The following is a 20,826-nucleotide window of genomic DNA, read 5'->3' on the forward strand; positions in this document are numbered from 1 at the left end:
TCTCGTACAATAAAAAACGCCGCACTTTTCGCGGCGTTTTTATTAGCAGATATACCATTAAGTTATTCGCTTACTGCAACACCATTCCAATATAGTGATCGGCTAGGAGCGCAACAAACAGCGCCAACAGATGATAAATGGAGAACTTAAATGTCTCTATTGCGCTATTAGGCTCGGGGGCAAACTTGAGTTTCCACGCGTGATAAATGAAACCCGCATTTAGCAGCAATGCTGAAAAGAGATAGATAAAACCGACCATCCCCACCAATACAGGCATCACGCACACCAATGTGAGCAATACCGTGTAAAGTAAGATCGATGTTTTGGTGTATTCAATGCCATGGGTTACCGGCAGCATGGGAATGTCGACCTTGCGGTAATCTTCCACTCGATGTATCGCGAGAGCCCAGAAATGTGGCGGTGTCCAGATGAAGATGATCATCACCAATAGCCAAGCGTTACCATGCAGCTCACCCGTCACCGCTGTCCAACCTAAGAGTGGCGGCATCGCACCGGCAATGCCAGCAATCACAATATTTTGCGGCGTTGCTCGCTTCAAATACATGGTGTAAACCACCGCATAGCCCAGTAAACTCAAAAACGTCATCCACGCTGTGAGCGCGTTTACCCAAGCATATAGGAGTACAAAACCAACCACGCCGATTGCCACGGCAAAAATCGCAACCGACAAGGGATTGGTATCTCCCGACGGTAAAGGACGCGTATGAGTACGAGCCATTCTTGCATCAATTCTGCGGTCAATAAGATGATTAAATGCCGCGGCAGAACCAGCCATTAGTCCTATTCCAATCAATCCGATGGATGCTTGAATCCAAGGAAAATCAGTGACCGGAGCCAAGCTCATGCCAACAATGGCGGTGACTAACATTAGCGCGACAACTTTAGGTTTAGTCAGTTTTAAGTACGTTGAGCCGAGACGCTTTCGACTATCGAGTGTTAACGCAATTTCCTTACTCATAGCGAACTCCTTTCACTGCATAATTCCAATCGGCTTTTCCTTGCCACAAATAAAACTGACTGACACAAATCAGGCTCAACATGATTGCAGCACCCAGGTTATGAGCCACTGCGATGTAAATCGGTAACTGAAACACCACGTTGCTAATACCAAGCGTAATCTGGCAAGCCAGCGCCATCCCAAGCCACATGCCGACTTTCTGTGAATGGTGCGAGTCTTGTTTCATCAACACCACACAATACGTCAGGACAACCACTGCGGTGACCATCGCGCCGATTCGATGAGAGACATGAATTGTCATCCTCGCGGGGTATTCCAACACACCAAATTCATAATTGTCGTGCCCCGTTTGCCAGAAAGAGAACGCCTCTTTCCAATCCAAGTAGTTCATCCAATCTCCTTCGCAAATGGGCAACGTTGTACACATCAAAGCCGCGTAGTTTGATGAAGTCCAACCGCCGAGCAACACTTGGGAGAACACAACCAAAAAGGCAAACACCGAAAACAACCTAACCGACCGAGAGGAGGGGGAAAAATAAAGATTGTCTCTCGCTTTCAGTTGGCAATAAAACACCGCTTGCAGCGCGAGTAAGGTGAACCCACCAAGCAGATGAAGCATGACAATGACAGGCATCAGTTTTAGAGTCACCGTCCACATACCTAACATCGCCTGCCCCACAACCAAAAAGCTGAGCAGAATAGGAATGGATGGGTTCACGCGTTCAGTTCGAATAGCAATAACGGTAATAGCAAAAATCACCATGCCGAGTGTTCCAGCAAAATAGCGATGAATCATCTCTAGCCACGCTTTTTCATGCTCAATCTCGCGTTCTGGAAAATTGATGTTGGCGCGCAGAACATCGTCTTCATGGTGTGGTACAGAAAAGTGACCATAACACCCCGGCCAGTCAGGACACCCCAACCCCGCATCTGACAAACGGGTATAGGCGCCCAACATGATGACGACTAACGTCAGGCACAAACTTAATCTAACCAACTTTGTTAACGTCATGATGCGCTCCCTATCCCACTCGCGACAATTTGAGCAACTTACGCAAATCCGCCAGCATATCTTTGCTGAGTTTGACCAAATCTTCGTTTGGCTCTGCGGTGTACGACATCACCAGTTGCCCCAGAGGATCCACAATCAGCACTTGCCCTTGCTGCACTTTTGCCGCCACGTTCTCATTCATTGCCATGGTTTCCATCGGCATTTCTATCGTGTCTGATGTTGTAGAAGTCCACAAAACTGGCACAACGCGTTCTTGATACTTGCCTAAAGCAACATGGCTTTGTTTGAGTAAATAGAGTTGTCTTTGACATTGGCTGTCGCAAGAATCAGGCACCACATAAGCCAGTTGCCAACCGTGCACCGCCGATGGAGCAGATTGGCCTAACTGCGCTAACGTTGTGTACGGTTCGATGAGCTTTCCTCGGTTTGTCACGCCCGTTTCGTACCAGCCTTGCGCCAAAATCAACTTTGCAACAATCGCTGGTAAGGCGAATAAGCAAATCAGTGCGATAGGCACAAACCGCCCTTTTGTAACTTGAGATGTCATGCCTCACCTCCTTGTGATGCTGCTTTTCTAAACCATCGAATACACACAACCATTGTGAGCAGTAATAACACACCAGCCATCGCAAACCACTGTACGGCATACCCAAAATGTTTCGCGCTCGTGAGTGGAAGTGGATTCCAAGGAAATGGATATGCCCAGTTTTCTAGGTTGTCTGGCTGCAACACTGCCGGCATCAGCTCTACATTCAACAACTCATTGAGCTCGGAAATATTGAGGTTTTGGACTCGAATCCCCTCTCCCATTTCTGGCATCAATTCTGAGCTTAACGGATTCATTGATTTGCGATACAAACGTCCGGTTACGTTTGTGGGGCTCTTCAACGTCGTTACGGTTGGTAAAGAATCACGAGTTCGCCGCCCTTCGACGAAACCCAATTCTAAAAGCGCTAAGGTTATTGGGTCCTGACCGACAGAAACCACTTGGTATGCGAGATAACCCACTTTGCCTTGAAAGGTTTGGTTATCGAGCAAAACCACTGGCAACGGTTCTGGCTTTGCCTCCGCTTGCACTTTCACGCCAATCACGCTCTCCTCTCGCCAGTCATTGTTATCAAGGACTGAAGTGAGAGATTGATACGGGGAATCAGCCCGAGCGAGTATCGCTTGTTCAAGCGCTTGTTTCTCCTGACCTCTTTCTAGTTGCCAAAATCCAAGTTTGACCAACAGAGAAAACACAACCACAGTTAAGCAAACTGCAATACCAAACCGCTTCGATAGCCATAACTTGTGCGATAACCAAGACGAAGAAACCGGAGGTACTATGTCCACCGTATTCCTATTCAAATTAACGCTGGTCCTTTTGCTGCTTTTCATTATCTTCAACCTCGCAAAAGCGCTTATCGAAATGGTTCGAGAAGACCCAGATAATCCGGACAAGCCAACAAAACCCATGAGCCACTATCTCGGTCGTCGTGTGATGTTTTCTGCGTTAGTGGTCATCCTTCTTTTGATTGCGTTAAGCTCGGGTTGGCTTGCGCCCAATCCACGTCCTTACTGACTCTGTCACTACAACACATAAACAAAAACAAACAGGCATAGCCATACCACATCAACAAAATGCCAGTACCAACTGCCTGCTTGAAATGCGAAATGATTAGTAGGAGAAAAGTGGTCCTTCGCGATTCTAAACAGCAATACAGTTAAGAATATGGTGCCAAGACAAACGTGCATGCCATGAAAACCTGTAAGCATAAAGAAGGTATTGCCATAAACCCCCGATTGAAGTGTCAGCCCCATTTCCTGATAAGCGTGAATGTACTCTTTGGCTTGATAGAACAAGAAAAAGCCCGCCAACACGATGGTGATTTCAAGCCACACGACTAACGCTGTGCGTCGGTTTTTCTCCAAACTGATGTGTGCCATGTGTAACGTGATAGAAGAGAGAAGCAAAATAATGGTGTTAGTGAGCGGAATACCTTGCCAAGGCATCGCTTGGGTGCTTTCCCCACTTGGCGTTGTTGTGAGCGGCCACATGGCTTCAAAGCTTGGCCACAATACTTCATTGGTCATGAGGTTATTATCAGCCCCTCCTAACCAAGGGACAGACACCATTCTGGCGTAAAACAGTGCTCCGAAAAACGCGCCAAAGAACATCACTTCTGAAAAGATGAACCAACTCATCCCCTGACGAAATGATCGAGTGATCTGCGCGCTGTATTTGCCCGTCAACGATTCGGTGATGACGTTACTAAACCACCCTGCCAACATGTAAAGCAGAAACAAAAAGCCTACGGCAAGCACAATGCGACCAACAACACCGACCGCACCATCGCTTTGAGTACCTTGCACTGTCATGCCCGCACCGACGGCGACTAAAAACAGAGCAAACGCGCCAATGATCGGCCAACTACTTTGAGCAGGAACGTAATAGGTTCCAGGTTTATTACTCATCAGTTCTCTCCTTACAGACACTATTTGGCCTGTATCTCACTCCTTGAGAGGCTAACTGCCTGTGGGAGGAGGAAGTTTGTAGAGTGTATAAGACAGCGTTAATGTATGTATTGAGTCCGGCAAATCGGGCTCAATATAGAAAATCAATGGCATCTGAGCGTGCTGCTTTCCATCCAGCGGCTGTTGCGTAAAACAAAAGCACTCTATTTTGTTGAAGTAAGCTGCACCGTTGCCGGGAGAAACGGAAGGCACCGCCTGCCCCACGAGCCTTTGTCCACTTTCGTTAAATGCCAAGTATTCAGTTTGCACGACTTCACCTGGATGAACATTCATCGAAATGACTTTCGGCTTAAACTCCCACGGCATATCTGGGTTGACGTGTGCCATAAACTCCACACGAATCGTCCGGCTCAAATCGGGTTGCATCCCCGTAGGTTGAATCGCTGCAACATCACTGGTTTTACCGTTGATGCCTAACGCATCACACATCACGTCATAGAGCGGCACGAGCGCAAAACCGAACCCGAACATGGCAAAAGTGGCCAGCACTAACTTTATCGTGAGCTTTTTGTGGGATGATTTTTCTGCCATGTTCTTCGCCTCTCGTTCCGTTAATCCACTTTAGGCGGCGTACTAAAGGTGTGATGAGGCGCAGGGCTTGGCACAGTCCACTCTAATCCTTCTGCACGCTCCCAAGGTTTGGCCGACGCTTTCTCTCCGCCACGAATGCACTTGATCACGACCCACAAGAAAATCAGTTGCGACAAACCAAAGGCAAAGCCGCCGATAGATACGATTTGGTTCACATCCGCAAATTGAATCGCGTAATCAGGGATTCTTCGCGGCATGCCCGCCAAACCTAAAAAATGCATCGGGAAGAAAAGGACATTGACGGAAATGACTGAGCACCAGAAATGCCACAAACTCAACTTGTGGTCGTACATATTCCCCGTCCATTTCGGCAACCAATAATACGACGCCGCCATGATCGAGAAGACCGCGCCAGACACCAAGACATAATGGAAGTGCGCAACCACAAAATAGGTATCGTGGTACTGGAAATCCGCCGGCACAATAGCAAGCATCAAACCCGAGAAACCACCGATAGTGAACAGAACAATAAACGCAATCGCAAACAACATTGGCGTTTCAAAGGTCAATGCGCCACGCCACATGGTTGCGACCCAGTTAAACACTTTTACTCCGGTCGGTACCGCAATCAACATGGTGCAGTACATAAAGAACAGTTCTGCAAACACGGGCATGCCTGTCGTGAACATGTGGTGTGCCCACACAAGGAAAGAAAGAAGCGCGATACTGCATGTTGCGTACACCATAGAGTGATAGCCAAACAGCTTTTTGCCACTAAATGCAGGAAGAATGGCCGAGATGATCCCGAACGACGGCAAAATCATGATGTACACTTCTGGGTGACCAAAGAACCAGAAAATGTGTTGGAACATCACAGGATCGCCGCCGCCCGCAGCATCAAAGAAGCTGGTACCAAAGTACTTATCGGTCAGTACCATCGTCACCGCACCCGCCAACACTGGCATGACGGCAATAAGTAAGAATGCAGTGATCAACCAAGTCCAAACGAACATCGGCAACTTAAACCATGTCATGCCAGGTGCGCGCATGTTGACAATCGTCACGATGACGTTAATCGCCCCCATGATGGAGCTGATACCCATGATATGCACAGAGAACACAAACAGCGCAGTACTGTCTGGCCCATACGTAGTCGATAGCGGCGCGTAAAACGTCCAGCCGAAATTCGGTGCACCGCCCGGTAAGAACAATGAGCTCAACAGAATGAGAAACGCAAATGGCAGAATCCAAAAGCTCAAGTTATTCATACGTGGCAGCGCCATATCAGGCGCGCCGATCATCATCGGGATCATCCAGTTTGCTAATCCAGTGAACGCGGGCATGACCGCACCAAACACCATCACCAAACCGTGAACCGTTGTCATCTGATTAAAAAATTGCGGATCGACAAGCTGCAAACCCGGCTGAAACAGCTCCGCACGAATGACCATTGCCATCGCACCACCCGTTAGGAACATGGTGAAACTAAACCAAAGATACAACGTGCCGATGTCTTTATGGTTGGTGGAATACAACCAACGAGCAATACCTTTTGGCGCGTCGTGCGAATCGTGGTCGTCTAGCGCAATTGTTGCGTTTGCTGCGGTATGCGCTTCAACGGGAGCCGATTTTACGGCTTTGTCTGCTGGCTTACTCATATTTCCTCCTTGGCACTTTTTTGTGCCTTAAAGGCATTGACGTCGGCCGCTTGAACCGTATCGCCAGTATCATTTCCCCAAGCATTGCGTTGGTAGGTAATTACCGCAGCAATTTCTTGATCACTAAGTTGGTTAGCAAAAGACTGCATCGCCGTCCCTGCGCGGCCATCAACAACCACGCCGATATGTTCGGCGACATCACCTGTCGCGACAGGACTGCCTTTAATTGAAGGGAACGCCCCCGGAATACCCTCACCATTAGCTTGGTGACAAACAGCACAACGCGCCGAGTAAATCGCTTCGCCTTGCGCCATGAGCTCATCCATCGACAAGTCTTGAGTTAGCGCCTCTTGCGCCGCGGCTTTTTGCATCGCTATTTCTTCTTTCTTGCCCGAGAGCCACTGATCGAATTCTTCTTCCGGCATGGCATGGACTACGATTGGCATAAAGCCATGAGCTCGTCCACAAAGCTCTGCACACTGACCACGATAAACGCCCGGCTCATCAATTCGCGTCCAAGCCTCGTTGATGAAACCCGGGATGGTGTCTTTTTTCACGGCGAAATCAGGTACCCACCAAGAGTGAATCACATCGTCTGAGGTCAGTAAAAATCGCACTTTACGATTCACAGGGAGCACGAGCGGGTTATCCACTTCAAGCAAGTAATGCGCGCCTTTCATCTCTATACCGTCAATCTGCTTTTGGCTGGTTGCGAGCAAGCTGAAAAATTCCACATCTTCACCAAAGTAGCTGTAATGCCACTTCCATTGCGAACCTGTGATTTGAATAGTGATATCCGATTGGCTAGTGTCTTCCATTGCGACTAAAGTTTTCGTTGCGGGAATCGCCATCGCGACAAGAATGATGATAGGGATTACAGTCCAAATAATTTCCACTTTGGTGCTTTCGTGGAAATGTGCGGCAACTGCACCTTTTGATTTGCGATGACGGATGATGGCATAGAACATAACACCAAAAACAACCAAGGCTATCGCGCAACAAATGTAGAAAATGAGCATATGTAATTCATACACTTGCTCGCTTATCGCCGTGACCCCTTTGGTCATGTTGAGTTCATTGTCCTTTGACCAACCGTAGGAGGAGAATGTGATTAAAATCACACTCAGTGGTATGGCTAGAGTAGTCGCTAATCTTTTCAAAAGATCTCTCCTCTGCTCAGCCGCTACGCTTACGCGAGCTTCCTTGCGTCCCATTGCAAATATCGAACAACTTTACGAAAAATCACAAAAAATACGATTTCGACACAGTTTGTTATATTTATGTTAAAAGGCTAGTTATAGTTCCAAAGTTCTTCAAGAAATTAAATGTGATTAAATTTTGTTCAGACAGGAAAAATAAGTTCGGTTTATCGATTGCCCTCTTTGAAACGGAATTGAGAACCATTTACATTAAAGTAAAAGAAAACATTGGATACTTTTTCAGAAAAAGTGTCCAAACAAGTAGGCTCCCCCTGCTAAGGAATGAAAGATATGACAGCACTAATTACTCAATGGCTAGCGCGAGATCCTGACCCTAAAACTCGTGAAGAGCTTCAGCACCTCGTTGATACGAATAATGAACAAGAACTTTCTGACCGCTTCGGCTCCCGTCTTGCCTTTGGTACCGCGGGTCTTCGTGGCAAAGTGGGCGCAGGTCCAAACCGAATGAACCGTTTGGTGATTCAAGAAACTGCCACAGGTCTCGGCCACTATTTGCTTGAACAAATGCAAGATGCAGCGAGTCGCGGCGTTGTTATTGGTTACGATGGCCGACCAGATTCTAAACAGTTCGCGCACGATACTGCTTCTGTCTTAACAGCACTCGGTATCAAGGTTTACCTAACCTACCAAGTCGCGGCAACGCCTATTGTTGCTTTTGGTGTACGCACAATGAATGCTGCAGCGGCCGTTGTTGTAACCGCTAGCCACAATCCACCCGAATACAACGGCTTCAAAGTGTATTGGGAAAATGGCGCGCAAATCATTCCACCTCACGACTCAGGCATCGCGGCAAAAATTGATGAAGCGACCACAAAGCCTCTGCCGTTGATGTCTTTAGACGATGCTAAACAACAAGGCTTACTGGTTTGGTTGGAAGACGATTACTACCAAACTTACCGTAAAACCATGAACGAAAATGCTCTGCTGACTCCTGATAGCAACACCGATATTTCTATCGCTTACACTGCGATGCACGGTGTTGGCGCAGACATGGCAGAAACGTTACTTGCTGACGCTGGCTTTAAAAAAGTGGCCAGTGTTGCGGAGCAGCGCGAACCTGATGGCACATTCCCTACAGTTAACTTCCCAAATCCAGAAGAAGCAGGGGCAATGGACATGGTCATGGCGCTCGGTAAATCCGTAGATGCGGATATCGCCTGTGCTAACGACCCAGATGCAGATCGTTTCGCCGTCGCCGTAAAACGCCCAGACGGTGAATACCAAATGTTAACTGGCGACCAAGTTGGTTCATTGTTTGGTGATTACTTGCTAGAGCAACAGCCGAACTCACTGGTCGGTAACACCATCGTGTCATCTCGCCTCTTGAGCAGCATCGCAAAAGCGCATGGCGCAGAGTATTACCAAACGCTAACAGGCTTTAAATGGCTAACCAATGTCGCGATGAGCCAAGAAACCGAGCAACATCCGTTCTTGTTTGCTTACGAAGAGGCGCTCGGCTACACCGTTGGCAACAAGGTGTGGGATAAAGATGGTTTGTCCGCGATTGTTGCGTTTTCGCAATTAACCGGAAAGCTCAAAGCACAAGGCAAAACACTGTGGGACAAGTTGGAAGCGCTTTACCGTCAACACGGTTTTTACTTTAACGCTCAGCGTAGTATTGCGTTGGATCCAAACTCGCCACCAATTGGTGACAAGCTACGTGCAAATCCACCGAGCGAAATTGCAGGCAAGAAAGTATCGGTAACTGAGGACTTGAAAACTTCCGTTCGTACATTTGAGGATGGTTCAGAAGAGACGATTGATTTACCAGCAAGTGATGTGCTGATTTATCATCTCGAAGACAAATCTCGCGTAATCGTTCGTCCTTCTGGTACTGAGCCTAAGTTGAAATGTTACTACGAAGTCATCAGTGACTTCCCTGCTGACATGAGCTACGAGCAAGCGCAACAAGCTGCGGAAGCCAAAATGAACGCGCTGATCGACGCACACCAAAAAAGCTTGTAACCCTCTCAACGAGTAGTCATGACAAGCTCATGACTACATACTAAAAGAGGCGCTGTTCGCGCCTCTTTTTCTGGATTCCTAACAAGCTAAACATCAGTAGCGACTAATCTGCGATTTCTTTTTGGAGGAAGTATTTGTGGATTCCCTCAGCCGGATAACCGGAATACTGCCCTACTTTTTCAAAGCCCAATTTGAGGTAGAAATCGAGCGCCTGGAAGCTGTAAGTATCTAAATAAATATGAGTCACGCCATACGGCTTCACATGCTGCTCTAACATTGCCATCAGTTTACTGCCTAAGCCCGATGTTCTGCTTTCTGCGTCCACCCACAAGAACTCCACAAAAACCGTATTTTTAAACATTTCCCCAGTAAGGCCGCCAATGATTTTGCCGTCTTCATCTTTTGCAAAGCAACCCACCGCATTCACTTCTCCTTCAGGTAAGTGCTTGCGGTTATATGATCGAATGCCATCACGAACGCAATCAAGATCAGCTTGCTCTGGGTTTAAACAAAATTCAAGTTTCATACATCCTCTCCTTGGAAAACGTTTCTATCCTAAAACAAAAAGCCAGCAATTGCTGGCTTTCCGATTGAATTTGATAGGTTTATAGCACGAAGCTGCTCAACATCCACAAAGCGAGGATCACAAACACCAACCCCATAAGTTTGTGCTGGTAAGTGCGGAACTTCTCATTCTCCAGCAACCCTTTCCCTAATGTACCAGCCAACGCTACCAATAACAGGTTGAACAAAAGGCCAAGAACGTTCAACAACAAACCAAGCGCCAGCATCTGCTCGCCGGATGAAGCGGTAATATTGCTCGAAACGAACTGAGGCAAAAACATCACAAAAAAGACCAACGCTTTAGGGTTGAGCAAATTGCTCATTAATGCACGTTGATAGTAGGTCGATGCCATCTTATTTTTTTGATCAAGCTCTGGAGCAGATGACGCTTCTGCTCTCAAGCAATCCCAACCCATTTTAAGTAGGTACGCACCACCTAAAAGGTGAAGTACTTTGAGTGCCACAGGGCTCATCGCAATCAGGGTTGAAACCCCCATCGCAGCAAGTAAAGTAAGGATAAGGCCAGACGTCGCGTTCCCCAGACTGGCAAATAGGCCAACCTTTTTGCCGTAGCTCATACTTGAGCTCGCAATCAGCAACATATCAGGGCCAGGCAAAAGCAATAAGGCGATAACCGCCGTGAGATAAATAGGAAGTACAGATAAATCGATCATGATGGAACAGGTTTTCTACAACAAGGCGGCGAATCTTATACCAATAAATCAAACTCGACCAGATTAAATACCTTTAAATGTAGCCATATTTAGAAAGGATAAATCACCAATTCACTCATATAAAAACAATTAACCTTTTTAACGATACTGAATAGCAATTTTGTACAAAAATAAGCACGATGGATACGTTACACTCGTATGACGGACTTCTCGAGCAGATTGGAAACAATGAAAGAAAAGAACAAGGAAATCGCGACATTCAAAATTGCTCAAGAACTTGGTGGTTTGGAGCTGCTAGATGCTAAGTATGAAAAGCAGAACTTCTCTCGGCACAGTCACGAAGGCTACACCATTGGTGTGATCGAAAAAGGCGCTCAACAATTTTTCCGCACTGGCGGCAACCACATTGCACCACAAAACAGCATTATCTTAGTTAACGCTGATGAAGTGCATAACGGCCATTCAGCAACCGAGGGGGGCTGGGAATACAAAGCAATGTATCCTGTGCCAGAACAATTTCAAACCTTGGGGCAAGAGCTTGGCTCACCCAATATCTCGCTGCCCTATTTCCCTCAACCTGTGGTTCATGATCCCGAACTGGCAAGCCAATTGCGCTTGGTGTTTGAGACTCTAGAAAAATCGGACAATCGACTGCTGCGAGAAACCTTGGTGTACGGTACGTTGATCAAATTGGCGAGTAAACACAGCACTCACCGCGCACCACTAAAAGAATCCACCAAAGCGCAACGACAGTTACAGCTTGTAAAGGAGTTTTTAGAAGACTTTCCACAAACCGATGTGTCGCTGGAAGAACTCGCGAAACTGGCTGGGCTGAGCCCTTTTCACTTACTGCGCGAATTTCAAAAGCAATTTGGCTTTCCGCCTCATGCTTACCAGATCCAGCAACGTTTACGTATGGCGAAAAAGCTGCTCAAACAAGGGCAGAGCATCTCTGATGTCGCACAAGAATGTGGTTTTCATGATCAAAGCCACCTGCATCGACACTTTAAGAAAGCCATGGGCGTCACGCCGGGCCAATATCTTCGCTTTAGCTAAATCCGCAATATCGTACAAGGCGAGATGCCTCTACCACGTTACGTTGATAGCCTGACTTCAAAACAATTAAGAACAAACAATGGATAACACTTTGCCGTTACAAGAAGAATCAAAAGCCACTTTATTTTGGCAAGGCACACTCGCAATGATGCCGTTGAGTATTGCCGTACTGCCTTGGGGACTCTTAGCAGGTTCGTTCGCGATTGATACAGGGCTTCACCCGCTAGAAGGACAAGCGTTATCCGCGATTCTTTTCGCGGGTTCCGCTCAGCTCGTCGCGATGGGAATGATAAAAGCGGGCGCGGGGCTAACCACTATGTTGCTCACCACGTTTTTCATCACCTCACGACATTTTCTCTACAGCGTATCCATGCGCAGTAAAATTGCACCGCTTCCACTTAAGTGGCGGCTATCGCTTGGTTTTCTGTTAACCGACGAGCTGTTTGCCATTGCTGGCCATCATTCTGACGAACAATTTAATCGCTGGTACGCACTTGGGGCCGGATTGAGCTTCTATCTGTTCTGGAACCTTGCGACGCTGACAGGCATCGTGGCAGGTAGCCTAATCCCAGAACTGAATGAAATGGGGTTGGAATTTGCAGTAGCCGCAACCTTTATCGCGATTGTCGTACCCACGATTAAAAATGCAGCGGTACTTTCTAGCGTCGTAGTGGCCTTGGTAGGCTCAGTCGCGTTAAGCTATTACCAAGTGGAAGGAAGTTTGATGATTTCGAGCATTTTAGCCATGTTAACAGGCTATTTTGTCGAACAAGTACAGGAGAAACGCTAATGATTATGCTGTCAATTTTACTCATGACGCTGTTGGTGTTCACAAGCCGATACTTGTTTCTCGAGCCGAAGTTGCCATTAAAGCTCGGCACGCGCACACAAAAGATTCTCAACTACGCGAGTCCGGCCGTTTTAACCGCGATCTGGGCGCCGATTGTCTTCATCCCCGAAGGGGAACTCAGTGTCAGCGTACAAAACCCGTTTTTATTGGCTGCGACATTAGCTGCGTTGATCGCCTATTTGACAAAAAACGTTCTCTTAACGACTGTTGTCAGTATGGTGGCGTTTCTTCTTTTGCGCGTTTGGCTTTAATCAGCCACCCACTCAATTTCTAACAAGGTGACGTCGCCACATTTTAAACGCCCAAGGAAGACGTCGCCTTGATGGACTTCGCCAACCCCTTGCGGCGTTCCCGTCATCACCACATCACCGTCTTGCAAAGTTGTGTAGCTACTTAGCTCATCCAAAATCGCAAATGGCGGATACAGCATCTGTTGTACGTGGCCTTTTTGCACACGAACACAGTTAATCAATAGTTCTAAGTTAAGGTCATGAATATCAATGCCTTCAAGAGGCACAAAGCGGCTAAAAACTACAGAGCCATCAAATGCTTTTGCTCGCTCCCAAGGCAAGCCTTGCTTTTTGAGAGAAGATTGCAGACCGCGTTTCGTCAGATCTAGCCCCAAACCCACGGCGGCGTATTGACCGTCTTTGATTAGAAAGCAGATTTCCGCTTCATAATGCAAAGGTTCTTGATGAAATGAGCGTAAGATCGTCGATACAGAGGTAGAAGGTTTATTAAACACCACCATTTGTTCTGGAATAGCATTGTCCAACTCATGGATGTGCTCAACGTAATTACGTCCAACACACAGCACTTTTCCAACTTCTACTTTCTTTTCTTCAACTTGAATGACGCTCATTGATCTTCCCTGCAAAACAAAAACATCATCATAATCTAACCTTTTGATGGAACAACACTAGAACGCGCTCTGAAGTATCGAAAATAAGACATTCAGCCCGTTTTATGTTTTGTGTCATCAGTTTGAAACGCATGTTGATTCTTCGAAAAAACGAAAAAAGCCAGCATCACGCTGGCTTTTGAATCGATAACTGTAACGACAATTATAGGTAGTAACGTGCACCAAGTGCCCATTTGTCATCAGTTTTGCGGTCGTTAGCGTCGTTCAAGTCAAACTGGTAACCCGCATAACCCACAAACTTAGGTGTGAAGTTGTATTCTGCTTGCAGCGCCATTTCTTCACGAGCCGTTTCTGTCTTCGCGCCTTTCACGTCTTTGCCTTCAACCATTTCGTAGTTGATGCTCAGATTTAGGCTATTAGGTAGTGCATAAGCGATCAACGCTTCGTACGCGTCGCTTTCAGCTAGACGAGTTTTACCGTCGAAGTTCATGTTTTCGTTCGAGCCGTAAACCGCTGCTAGGTACAAGCCTTGACCGTAAGAACCGTATGCCTCAGAGACTAGGTGAGATTCAGCTGAATGCTTACCGATGTACGCTGAATCTTGGAAGTCGCCACCGTTGTACGTGTAACCCACTTTTGCGCCCATGATCGAGTAAGAAATAGCAACTTGTACGCGGTCATCGTATGTGTGCGTATCCGTCGCTTCGTTCGTACCTTGCCAACCTAGACCAACGTTAATTTTGCCCGCTTCGCCAAGTTCGATTGCGTTGCGGTAAGAGATCATTTTCTCTGCGCGGCCAGTGCCTAGGTTGCCGTGGTCGTCATAGATAAAGTCGTTCGCAAATGCAATTGGCATATCTGCTACGCCAGCTACGTCGTAGTAAGGTGCCCACTGCGTACCGCCCACTGCACGACCGTATGTATCGTGAGTCAGACCTAAGTAACCAAGACGAGTTTTGAATGAGTTTTCGCCGCCATCTAGGTAGTTAAGTGCCCATTCACCACGAGCGTCAGCAGTAAAGCCATTACCTAGATCCTGAGTTGCTGTGAAGTTGATACGTGGAGAGTTTGTGCCTACGTCAGCATCACCTTGCTCTGAACCGTTCAGGTTAACAGACACATGGCCACCAATAGAGAACGTAGTGCCATCGTTATTGTAAAGTTCCACTGCTACTGCTTGAGTACCGAATGTTGCAGCTGCGATTGCTGCCGCTAGGAATTTTTTGTTCATTTATTAAGTCCATGTATTTATTAGTCGGTTAGTCGATTTGCACCTTGAGCATTTGGATTTATGTACGAATGAACGCCAATAGCTTCGGGTGTATACAAAGGCTTTTTGGGGCATCTTTTCCGCCAAAACTGAATTACCTTTGCGCAACAACTGCCGCCACTTTATTTGAAGACTCTTCGGCAACCGAGTGAAAAATTATAAGAAACCGAATGAAAGCAAACGTTTAGATTGCTAACTTATCATTCATTCAGTCGATAACCTTACAAATTGAAATGTTTTGTAACGCGCAAGATCACGAAATCTCATAACCCTCTGAAACTTAAATGATCGAGCCAGATGATTAAGAAATATTTGCTTACATTTGCGAATTTAAAACACCTTCAGGAACTTTTTGGAAAAATTGTGGTCAGTAATCAAGCACGAAAAAGCTAAAACCCTTCTAGTTATGCACCTTTTCTAAAGAGGCGCTTAAACGTGCCAGAAATAAAAATGCAATAAAATCATAACTTAATAGCAATCTATCTTTCATTTTCGCGGTTTACCTTAGCGTCATCAACACATCGGGCAAGTAAGCCCATCGATTACAACTAGGGTAATAAGAAAATGAAAAAGGCAGCACTAACTACTGCAATTCTAACAGCATTGGTATCAGCACCATCTTTCGCAGCAACAGTTTACAAAAACGACGGCACTGAGCTAAAAGTTGGCGGTCGCGTTGAGTTTCGTGGCGACTTCATCGGTTCAGATGGCGCGGAAGTAGAAGGCTCAATGGAAGACCAAAGCCGCGCTCGTCTTAACCTTAAAGGTAAAACTGACATCGGCAACGGCATGTCTGCATTCGGTGTGTACGAAGCAGAACAAAAGACAGGTAAAAGCGAGTTCAAAAACCGTTACATGTACGCTGGTGTAAATACTGACGTTGGCGCATTCTCTGTAGGCCGTCAAGACATGGCTGCCGTGATCATCTCAGACATGACGGATATCACTGAGTTTTCTGGCGTTCAGCAAGTGATTGATTCTTCTTCTGATAAGCAAGACAGCGTATTCGCATACCGTGGTGAGTTTGATGCACTGCAACTTCAAGCAACTTACCAAGCAAACTCTGGTGATAGCCAAGACAAATACGGCATCTCTGGTATGTACTCTCTGCCAATGGGGCTAGATTTGGGTCTGGCTTACTCTGGCGGCGACGTAGATAAGAACAACTCTGAAGACCAAATCCTAGGTGGTATCGCTTACTCTCTAGATAACCTATACCTAGCGGGTACGTACTCTCAAGGCTCACTAACAGATTCTGAAGACTTTACTGCTTACGAGTTGGTTGCTAGCTACAAAGTAGCAAGCAAAGTAACGCTAGCAGCACTTTACACTGCACAAGAAAACGATCCAGACAACGGCTCAAAATACGACTCAGTTGAAGGTATCGAGCTAGTTGGTTACTACAAACTAAACAGTAACTTCCGTACTTACCTTTCTTACTACATCAACCAACTTGATGAAGTGAAAGACGCAACATCTGGTCTAGTGACTGAAGGCGAAGATACGCTACGCCTAGGTGTACGTTACGACTTCTAATTCACTCTTGTCCTAAGAGCGAGTCCACTTGGCCGGCACTTTTGTCGGCCATTTTTTGTGGTGCTCACAGATAAAGCAATGAATTTTCATCTTTATTCTGTTACCCCTTCACTGCTCCACTAAAAAATACGAGCCTCAGAGCCACCACTTCTGCCCTCTTTTAATGCAATTTATCACTGACTTAGTGCATACCTTCTAACCTTGGCATCACCATAAAATAAAAATACTTATAAATCATAAAGATAAAAATTGGCACGTGTTCTGCAATACTAGAAATGCAAATGCATGGCAGCGTTTGTGCTTCTCGTTCTTTGTACCTGTAATGACAGGCACGTCCTTTGAATTGGTAATGTCGCCTCCCTCTGGGAGGCATTTTTTTATTTGCGCAAAAAGCTTTAGGACGTATTATCCGTCTACCTCTTTCAAACCGGAAATATTCAATTGAATCATCATCCTGTTCAAGGTGCTTCTTGGATGCTAACTGCAGGATTGGCATTCGCCATCGTGAATAGCTTTGCCCAAATCGCAAGCATCCACTTTGGTGTGTCTTCCACCACTTTTGCATTGTTTCAATACGCGATCGCGTTGTTCGTTATTCTTCCTTATCTAAGAACGCTAGGCATCCGACGCTCTTTGAGAACTCAACATTTTGGCTGGCACGCTTTTCGTATTTTTCTCTCTGTTATCGGTATCCAACTGTGGCTTTGGGCGCTCGCTTACCCTGTTCCGATTTGGCAAGGCATTGCGCTGCTAATGACTTCTCCGCTGTTTGCGACCGTAGGCTCAGGGCTTATCTTGAAAGAGAAAGTGGGCACCGCACGCTGGCTTGCCACACTAACTGGCTTTATCGGTGCCATGATCATCTTAGAGCCGTGGTCAGACTCCTTCACTTGGGCAACTCTGCTGCCTGTTGGGGCGGCCTTCTTTTGGGCAGCATATTCTTTGATGGTGAAAAAGATGTCGGTAAACGATCCACCGTCTACCATGGTGGTTTACTTGTTGTTACTGATCACGCCTTTCAATATTGTGCTAGCGATACCAAGCTTTACCATGCCTAGTGACTGGACTATTTGGCTGATCCTTCTTTTTGCTGGTGCACTAACAGCATTAGCGCAATGGGCGATTGTGAAAGCTTACGCAGTTGCGGACGCTTCCTTCGTTCAACCCTTCGATCACGCTAAACTGCCTTTAAATGTGCTGGCTGGATGGATGGTCTTTGGATGGGTGCCTCCTGGTCGTTTGTGGCTAGGCGCTGCGATTATTGTGGCGTCGATTGCATTCATCACGCACTGGGAAGCAAAAAAGACAAAGTTAGTTGAAAGAAAAATCTAGCTTTTGAGTTCTATATTTTCAGGAAAGGAAATGAGGAACACCCTATGACACAACCAATCAAAATCACACTTTATCGCTGGGCTGGCAACTGGGGGCCGTTCAAAGTGAACATCCCATGCGGAGAATGTACGCTAACCAAAGATATTTTAGTGGACACCTTCGCGAACGAATTGGCGGATGTACCAGTCGAACTCGAAGTGAAAGATTGGTTATCTCACTGGTGGGAACCTTTGAAAGTCGGTGCATGGCACGCCCCTATTCTTCTGGTTGAAGGTAAAGTCGTGAGCCAAGGGGAAGCGCTAAACCGAGGAGTGCTCGTGCAATCGGTCATTTCGGAGTGGGTAAAACGTGATGAACTGAAAGGCAACATCGTTTACGGAAAAGCCACTTGTCCGTATTGCGTCAAAGCTAAACAGTTACTCGACGATGCTGGTATTAAGTACGAGTATCACGATGTCGTCAAAGACAGCGCTGCCCTGTATAGAATGATCCCAGAAGTTAAAGCGATCATCGGTGAGAAAACACCAGTGACCGTGCCGCAAATTTGGTTAGAGGGAAAATACGTCGGAGGCGCAGATAACCTAGAAAAGTGGTTAGCCGCAAAGGGATTAGACAAGGTGCCGAATAACGTCGTAGAAATACCAAGCCAATCGGCATAGTCGTTATCGCACTAGCATAAAGACCGTATAAATATTTGGTTGATAGAAACAAAAAGCCCTGATTTTTCAATCAGGGCTTTTCTGCATTAATTCGCCAGTTTTTTCATAACACGAGCAAAAATAGAAGCTTTTTTCTTCTTCGCTTTACCGTAAAGCGCTTTGTGCATCGCATCTTTTGCAATCATCTGGCCAATGTAAGCACCACCAATTTCGTTACCCATGACCTTCTCCTGAATGTATTGACTTAACTATGTTGTAATTTTACACCACAATAAAGCAAAAACAAGACACTTGTCACATTTATTTTGTAATTTTCTTTCAGGAAGTGCTTTTTGATTTTTTAGAAAGCCAGCTTATCGCTTCGGTTGCTGGTAAGTTTTACCTGCAGCCATGTAGGTGTCTTTCTGCTTGATCTCAAAGAAAGTTTCGAAAAACCAAGCTGCAAACTTAATCATGTTGTCGCCTTCATTCATGACATGCTCAACGTATTCTTGCTCTACCCCGGACTCGTCTTCTTGTAGAGTGATGTGGTAAATACGTTTTTCGCCATCAACTTCTGCAAGACCAAACTGACCAGTTAGGGATTCTGCCGCTTGTGCAACTTCTTCTTCCTCACACGCTTTAAGTAGTTCTAGCGCCTTTGGCATGTTTTCTTGCAAGGTAATTTCTTTTACCAGTGTTTCAAATTCGTTTTGTTGCATTCTTTCACCTAACGATTGGAGAGCGAGTTGTCAGTTTGCAGAAACTACTGCGCTAGCTTGAATCAAAGTACCACGCCAAACCTTGTTCCCTTGGTTGAAACAAGTTCAGTGCGATTGACTCAAGTCATTCACTAAGCCTGACTTAATTTAGCTGCGCATTTTAGAAAGGAGCCACTAACCTTGCAAGTACATTTCCCTTCGCTAGAACATTCAACTGGAAGCTTCCGGTTGCGCAGTCTGACGAGGTGCCCTTCGATATTGGCTAACTACCAGTACGATACAAGAAATTAGAGCGATAAATAGATAAAAAATGCCTAGCTGATGCTGATCTGTCACCCACTTTTCAACCAAGTAGCCACCAAACAAACCCGCTAAACACATTTGAATTGAGCCAGATAATGCAGACACTGCACCGGCTTGCTGCTTATGCGGAGACAACAACAAACTTATCGAAACAGGAAAAGACATCCCCTGCGCAAAACTCAAACACGTGAATGCAACCAATAACGATGCAACCGTAAACGGCGTCACCAACAGTAAACACCCAGAAAGCGCGACAATCGCAAAGCTCATCAACAGTATTTGCTGTGCTTTATAACGGTTATTGATCAAATTGAGGACGAGGCTCCCCATCAACAAACCAGCTGACGGAATAATCATCAAAGAACCATAATCAGCCGCGGTTAAGCCCAATTCTTGCTGCATCAAAAATGGATATAAAGACAGTGTTACTAAGCCAGATAGGTAGCTTAACCAGTTATAACTGGCACTCCCGATAACTTGCTTGTTTGTTAGCAAGTAGAAGTAATTCACCATGACTTGCCTTACCTCGAACTTGCGTTTTGGATACGGCAGCGTTTCTGGCAGAACCAAGTAGCCAAGGATAAATATCGCCAACAAGTAAAGCAGCACAAAGACAAATACCGCTTGCCAGCTAAAGTGGTACGCAATCCATCCGCCAAAAAGAGGCGCGACAATCGGCATGACAGAAGCAGTGACAGAGATATACGACAAAGCTTTCGTTAACTGCATACCGTCATAACTGTCCCGTAGCACTGAGCGCCCTAAAACAGAGGCACTGCCGGCTCCTAATCCTTGCAGCAATCGCCCTGCCTCAAGTGCAGAAATGTTATCGCCAAAGACGATACAAATGACGGTACCGATTAAACAGATGCTTTGTCCGAGAATAAACACCGGTCGTCGTCCAATGGCATCAGAAAGCGGACCGTAAAATAGCTGTGACACACCGAAACCAACCAAAAATAATGTCACCAAACTCTGAATCGAAGGTTGTGGCAAGTTAAGGTCATGGCCAATGAGCGGTAAAGAGGGAAGATAGATACTGACGCCAACCTGGCCAGTAGCAATGATCATCATCGCAAGTAACAACGGTGTTTTACGCACTAGTCCCCTCCCACTTGTATTACAGACTTATTGCAA

The 20,826-nt window shown here is 46.3% G+C and carries 23 protein-coding genes; 8 read left to right on the forward strand and 15 right to left on the reverse strand.

What is annotated here, in order from left to right; genetic code table 11:
• Positions 1–70: 70 nt before the first annotated feature.
• From cyoE to OU793_RS15265, 4 genes are read right to left on the reverse strand one after another with little or no spacing between them, the layout of a single operon-like run.
• Entirely contained in the window at positions 71–979 is a 909-nt protein-coding gene (gene cyoE / locus OU793_RS15250; RefSeq protein WP_005461901.1) for a heme o synthase, read from the reverse strand.
• Complete coding sequence (locus tag OU793_RS15255; RefSeq protein WP_021452553.1) at positions 972–1,991, reverse strand: heme A synthase; 1,020 nt, start codon at positions 1,989–1,991, stop codon at positions 972–974. Before OU793_RS15255 ends, cyoE begins: the two co-directional genes overlap by 8 nt.
• Before the next feature lie 10 nt (positions 1,992–2,001).
• Positions 2,002–2,538, reverse strand: coding sequence for a cytochrome oxidase biogenesis cluster protein (locus OU793_RS15260; protein WP_159404310.1), 537 nt, complete (start codon positions 2,536–2,538; stop codon positions 2,002–2,004).
• Positions 2,535–3,371, reverse strand: coding sequence for an SURF1 family protein (locus OU793_RS15265; RefSeq protein ID WP_180793923.1), 837 nt, complete (start codon positions 3,369–3,371; stop codon positions 2,535–2,537). The genes OU793_RS15260 and OU793_RS15265 overlap by 4 nt, the downstream gene beginning before the upstream one ends.
• On the opposite strand from OU793_RS15265, the gene OU793_RS15270 reads away from it, so the two are divergent.
• Positions 3,319–3,555: a DUF2909 family protein gene (locus tag OU793_RS15270; RefSeq protein WP_005482739.1), complete on the forward strand. Its 237-nt coding sequence runs from the start codon at positions 3,319–3,321 to the stop codon at positions 3,553–3,555. The two genes, OU793_RS15265 and OU793_RS15270, sit on opposite strands and share 53 nt — an antisense overlap.
• Before the next feature lie 8 nt (positions 3,556–3,563).
• Here the strand turns inward: OU793_RS15270 and OU793_RS15275 are convergent, their stop codons facing one another.
• From OU793_RS15275 to coxB, 4 genes are read right to left on the reverse strand one after another with little or no spacing between them, the layout of a single operon-like run.
• Positions 3,564–4,448 carry a cytochrome c oxidase subunit 3 gene (locus OU793_RS15275; protein WP_015313021.1) on the reverse strand — a complete coding sequence of 295 codons (885 nt, stop codon included), beginning with the start codon at positions 4,446–4,448 and terminating at the stop codon, positions 3,564–3,566.
• Positions 4,449–4,499: 51 nt separating this feature from the next.
• Positions 4,500–5,039 (reverse strand): cytochrome c oxidase assembly protein, encoded by a 540-nt coding sequence (locus tag OU793_RS15280; protein WP_005498389.1) that lies wholly within the window; start codon positions 5,037–5,039, stop codon positions 4,500–4,502.
• A 20-nt stretch (positions 5,040–5,059) separates the two neighbouring features.
• A complete protein-coding gene (gene ctaD / locus OU793_RS15285; protein ID WP_021450720.1) occupies positions 5,060–6,697 on the reverse strand; it encodes a cytochrome c oxidase subunit I in 1,638 nt (545 codons plus the stop codon).
• Positions 6,694–7,857 (reverse strand): cytochrome c oxidase subunit II, encoded by a 1,164-nt coding sequence (gene coxB / locus OU793_RS15290; protein ID WP_140103852.1) that lies wholly within the window; start codon positions 7,855–7,857, stop codon positions 6,694–6,696. The genes ctaD and coxB overlap by 4 nt, the downstream gene beginning before the upstream one ends.
• 330 nt (positions 7,858–8,187) lie before the next feature.
• Between coxB and OU793_RS15295 the strand changes: the two genes are divergently transcribed.
• The gene (locus OU793_RS15295) at positions 8,188–9,882 is read left to right on the forward strand and encodes a phospho-sugar mutase (RefSeq protein WP_140103853.1); all 1,695 of its coding nucleotides are present in this window, start codon (positions 8,188–8,190) and stop codon (positions 9,880–9,882) included.
• Between the two features lie 103 nt (positions 9,883–9,985).
• On the opposite strand, the gene OU793_RS15300 is transcribed toward OU793_RS15295, so the two are convergent.
• Positions 9,986–10,408, reverse strand: coding sequence for a GNAT family N-acetyltransferase (locus OU793_RS15300; protein ID WP_021450717.1), 423 nt, complete (start codon positions 10,406–10,408; stop codon positions 9,986–9,988).
• A 79-nt stretch (positions 10,409–10,487) separates the two neighbouring features.
• Positions 10,488–11,120 (reverse strand): LysE family translocator, encoded by a 633-nt coding sequence (locus OU793_RS15305; RefSeq protein WP_140103854.1) that lies wholly within the window; start codon positions 11,118–11,120, stop codon positions 10,488–10,490.
• A gap of 228 nt (positions 11,121–11,348) precedes the next feature.
• Here OU793_RS15305 and OU793_RS15310 point away from each other — a divergent pair, with 228 nt between their 5' ends.
• The 3 genes from OU793_RS15310 to OU793_RS15320 all read left to right on the forward strand — a co-directional run bounded on the left by OU793_RS15310 (position 11,349) and on the right by OU793_RS15320 (position 13,277).
• Positions 11,349–12,176: an AraC family transcriptional regulator gene (locus OU793_RS15310; protein ID WP_180793924.1), complete on the forward strand. Its 828-nt coding sequence runs from the start codon at positions 11,349–11,351 to the stop codon at positions 12,174–12,176.
• Positions 12,177–12,255: 79 nt separating this feature from the next.
• A complete protein-coding gene (locus tag OU793_RS15315; RefSeq protein ID WP_025509127.1) occupies positions 12,256–12,966 on the forward strand; it encodes an AzlC family ABC transporter permease in 711 nt (236 codons plus the stop codon).
• Positions 12,966–13,277, forward strand: a complete 312-nt coding sequence (locus OU793_RS15320) for an AzlD domain-containing protein (RefSeq protein ID WP_015313014.1) — start codon at positions 12,966–12,968, stop codon at positions 13,275–13,277. The genes OU793_RS15315 and OU793_RS15320 overlap by 1 nt, the downstream gene beginning before the upstream one ends.
• Here the strand turns inward: OU793_RS15320 and OU793_RS15325 are convergent.
• Together OU793_RS15325 and OU793_RS15330 are read right to left on the reverse strand one after the other, a co-directional pair.
• On the reverse strand, positions 13,274–13,888 hold the full coding sequence (locus OU793_RS15325; RefSeq protein WP_069511499.1) for a fumarylacetoacetate hydrolase family protein: 615 nt from the start codon (positions 13,886–13,888) through the stop codon (positions 13,274–13,276). The two genes, OU793_RS15320 and OU793_RS15325, sit on opposite strands and share 4 nt — an antisense overlap.
• A gap of 202 nt (positions 13,889–14,090) precedes the next feature.
• Positions 14,091–15,119: a porin gene (locus OU793_RS15330; RefSeq protein WP_159404309.1), complete on the reverse strand. Its 1,029-nt coding sequence runs from the start codon at positions 15,117–15,119 to the stop codon at positions 14,091–14,093.
• A 603-nt stretch (positions 15,120–15,722) separates the two neighbouring features.
• Here OU793_RS15330 and OU793_RS15335 point away from each other — a divergent pair.
• The 3 genes from OU793_RS15335 (at position 15,723) to OU793_RS15345 (ending at position 18,685) form a co-directional block, all read left to right on the forward strand.
• Positions 15,723–16,694: a porin gene (locus OU793_RS15335; RefSeq protein ID WP_005498366.1), complete on the forward strand. Its 972-nt coding sequence runs from the start codon at positions 15,723–15,725 to the stop codon at positions 16,692–16,694.
• 474 nt (positions 16,695–17,168) lie between these two features.
• Positions 17,169–18,026, forward strand: coding sequence for a DMT family transporter (locus OU793_RS15340; RefSeq protein ID WP_005491704.1), 858 nt, complete (start codon positions 17,169–17,171; stop codon positions 18,024–18,026).
• Between the two features lie 44 nt (positions 18,027–18,070).
• Positions 18,071–18,685, forward strand: a complete 615-nt coding sequence (locus tag OU793_RS15345; protein ID WP_005461975.1) for a glutaredoxin domain-containing protein — start codon at positions 18,071–18,073, stop codon at positions 18,683–18,685.
• An 86-nt stretch (positions 18,686–18,771) separates the two neighbouring features.
• Here the strand turns inward: OU793_RS15345 and OU793_RS15350 are convergent, their stop codons facing one another.
• The 3 genes from OU793_RS15350 to OU793_RS15360 all read right to left on the reverse strand — a co-directional run bounded on the left by OU793_RS15350 (position 18,772) and on the right by OU793_RS15360 (position 20,790).
• Positions 18,772–18,906: a hypothetical protein gene (locus tag OU793_RS15350; protein WP_005461920.1), complete on the reverse strand. Its 135-nt coding sequence runs from the start codon at positions 18,904–18,906 to the stop codon at positions 18,772–18,774.
• 132 nt (positions 18,907–19,038) lie between these two features.
• Positions 19,039–19,386, reverse strand: a complete 348-nt coding sequence (locus tag OU793_RS15355) for a hypothetical protein (protein ID WP_005461912.1) — start codon at positions 19,384–19,386, stop codon at positions 19,039–19,041.
• A gap of 210 nt (positions 19,387–19,596) precedes the next feature.
• Positions 19,597–20,790: a multidrug effflux MFS transporter gene (locus OU793_RS15360; protein WP_005482745.1), complete on the reverse strand. Its 1,194-nt coding sequence runs from the start codon at positions 20,788–20,790 to the stop codon at positions 19,597–19,599.
• Positions 20,791–20,826: the final 36 nt, after the last annotated feature.

The organism is Vibrio sp. VP6 (assembly GCF_028823755.1).
Classification (GTDB): Bacteria; Pseudomonadota; Gammaproteobacteria; order Enterobacterales; family Vibrionaceae; genus Vibrio; species Vibrio parahaemolyticus.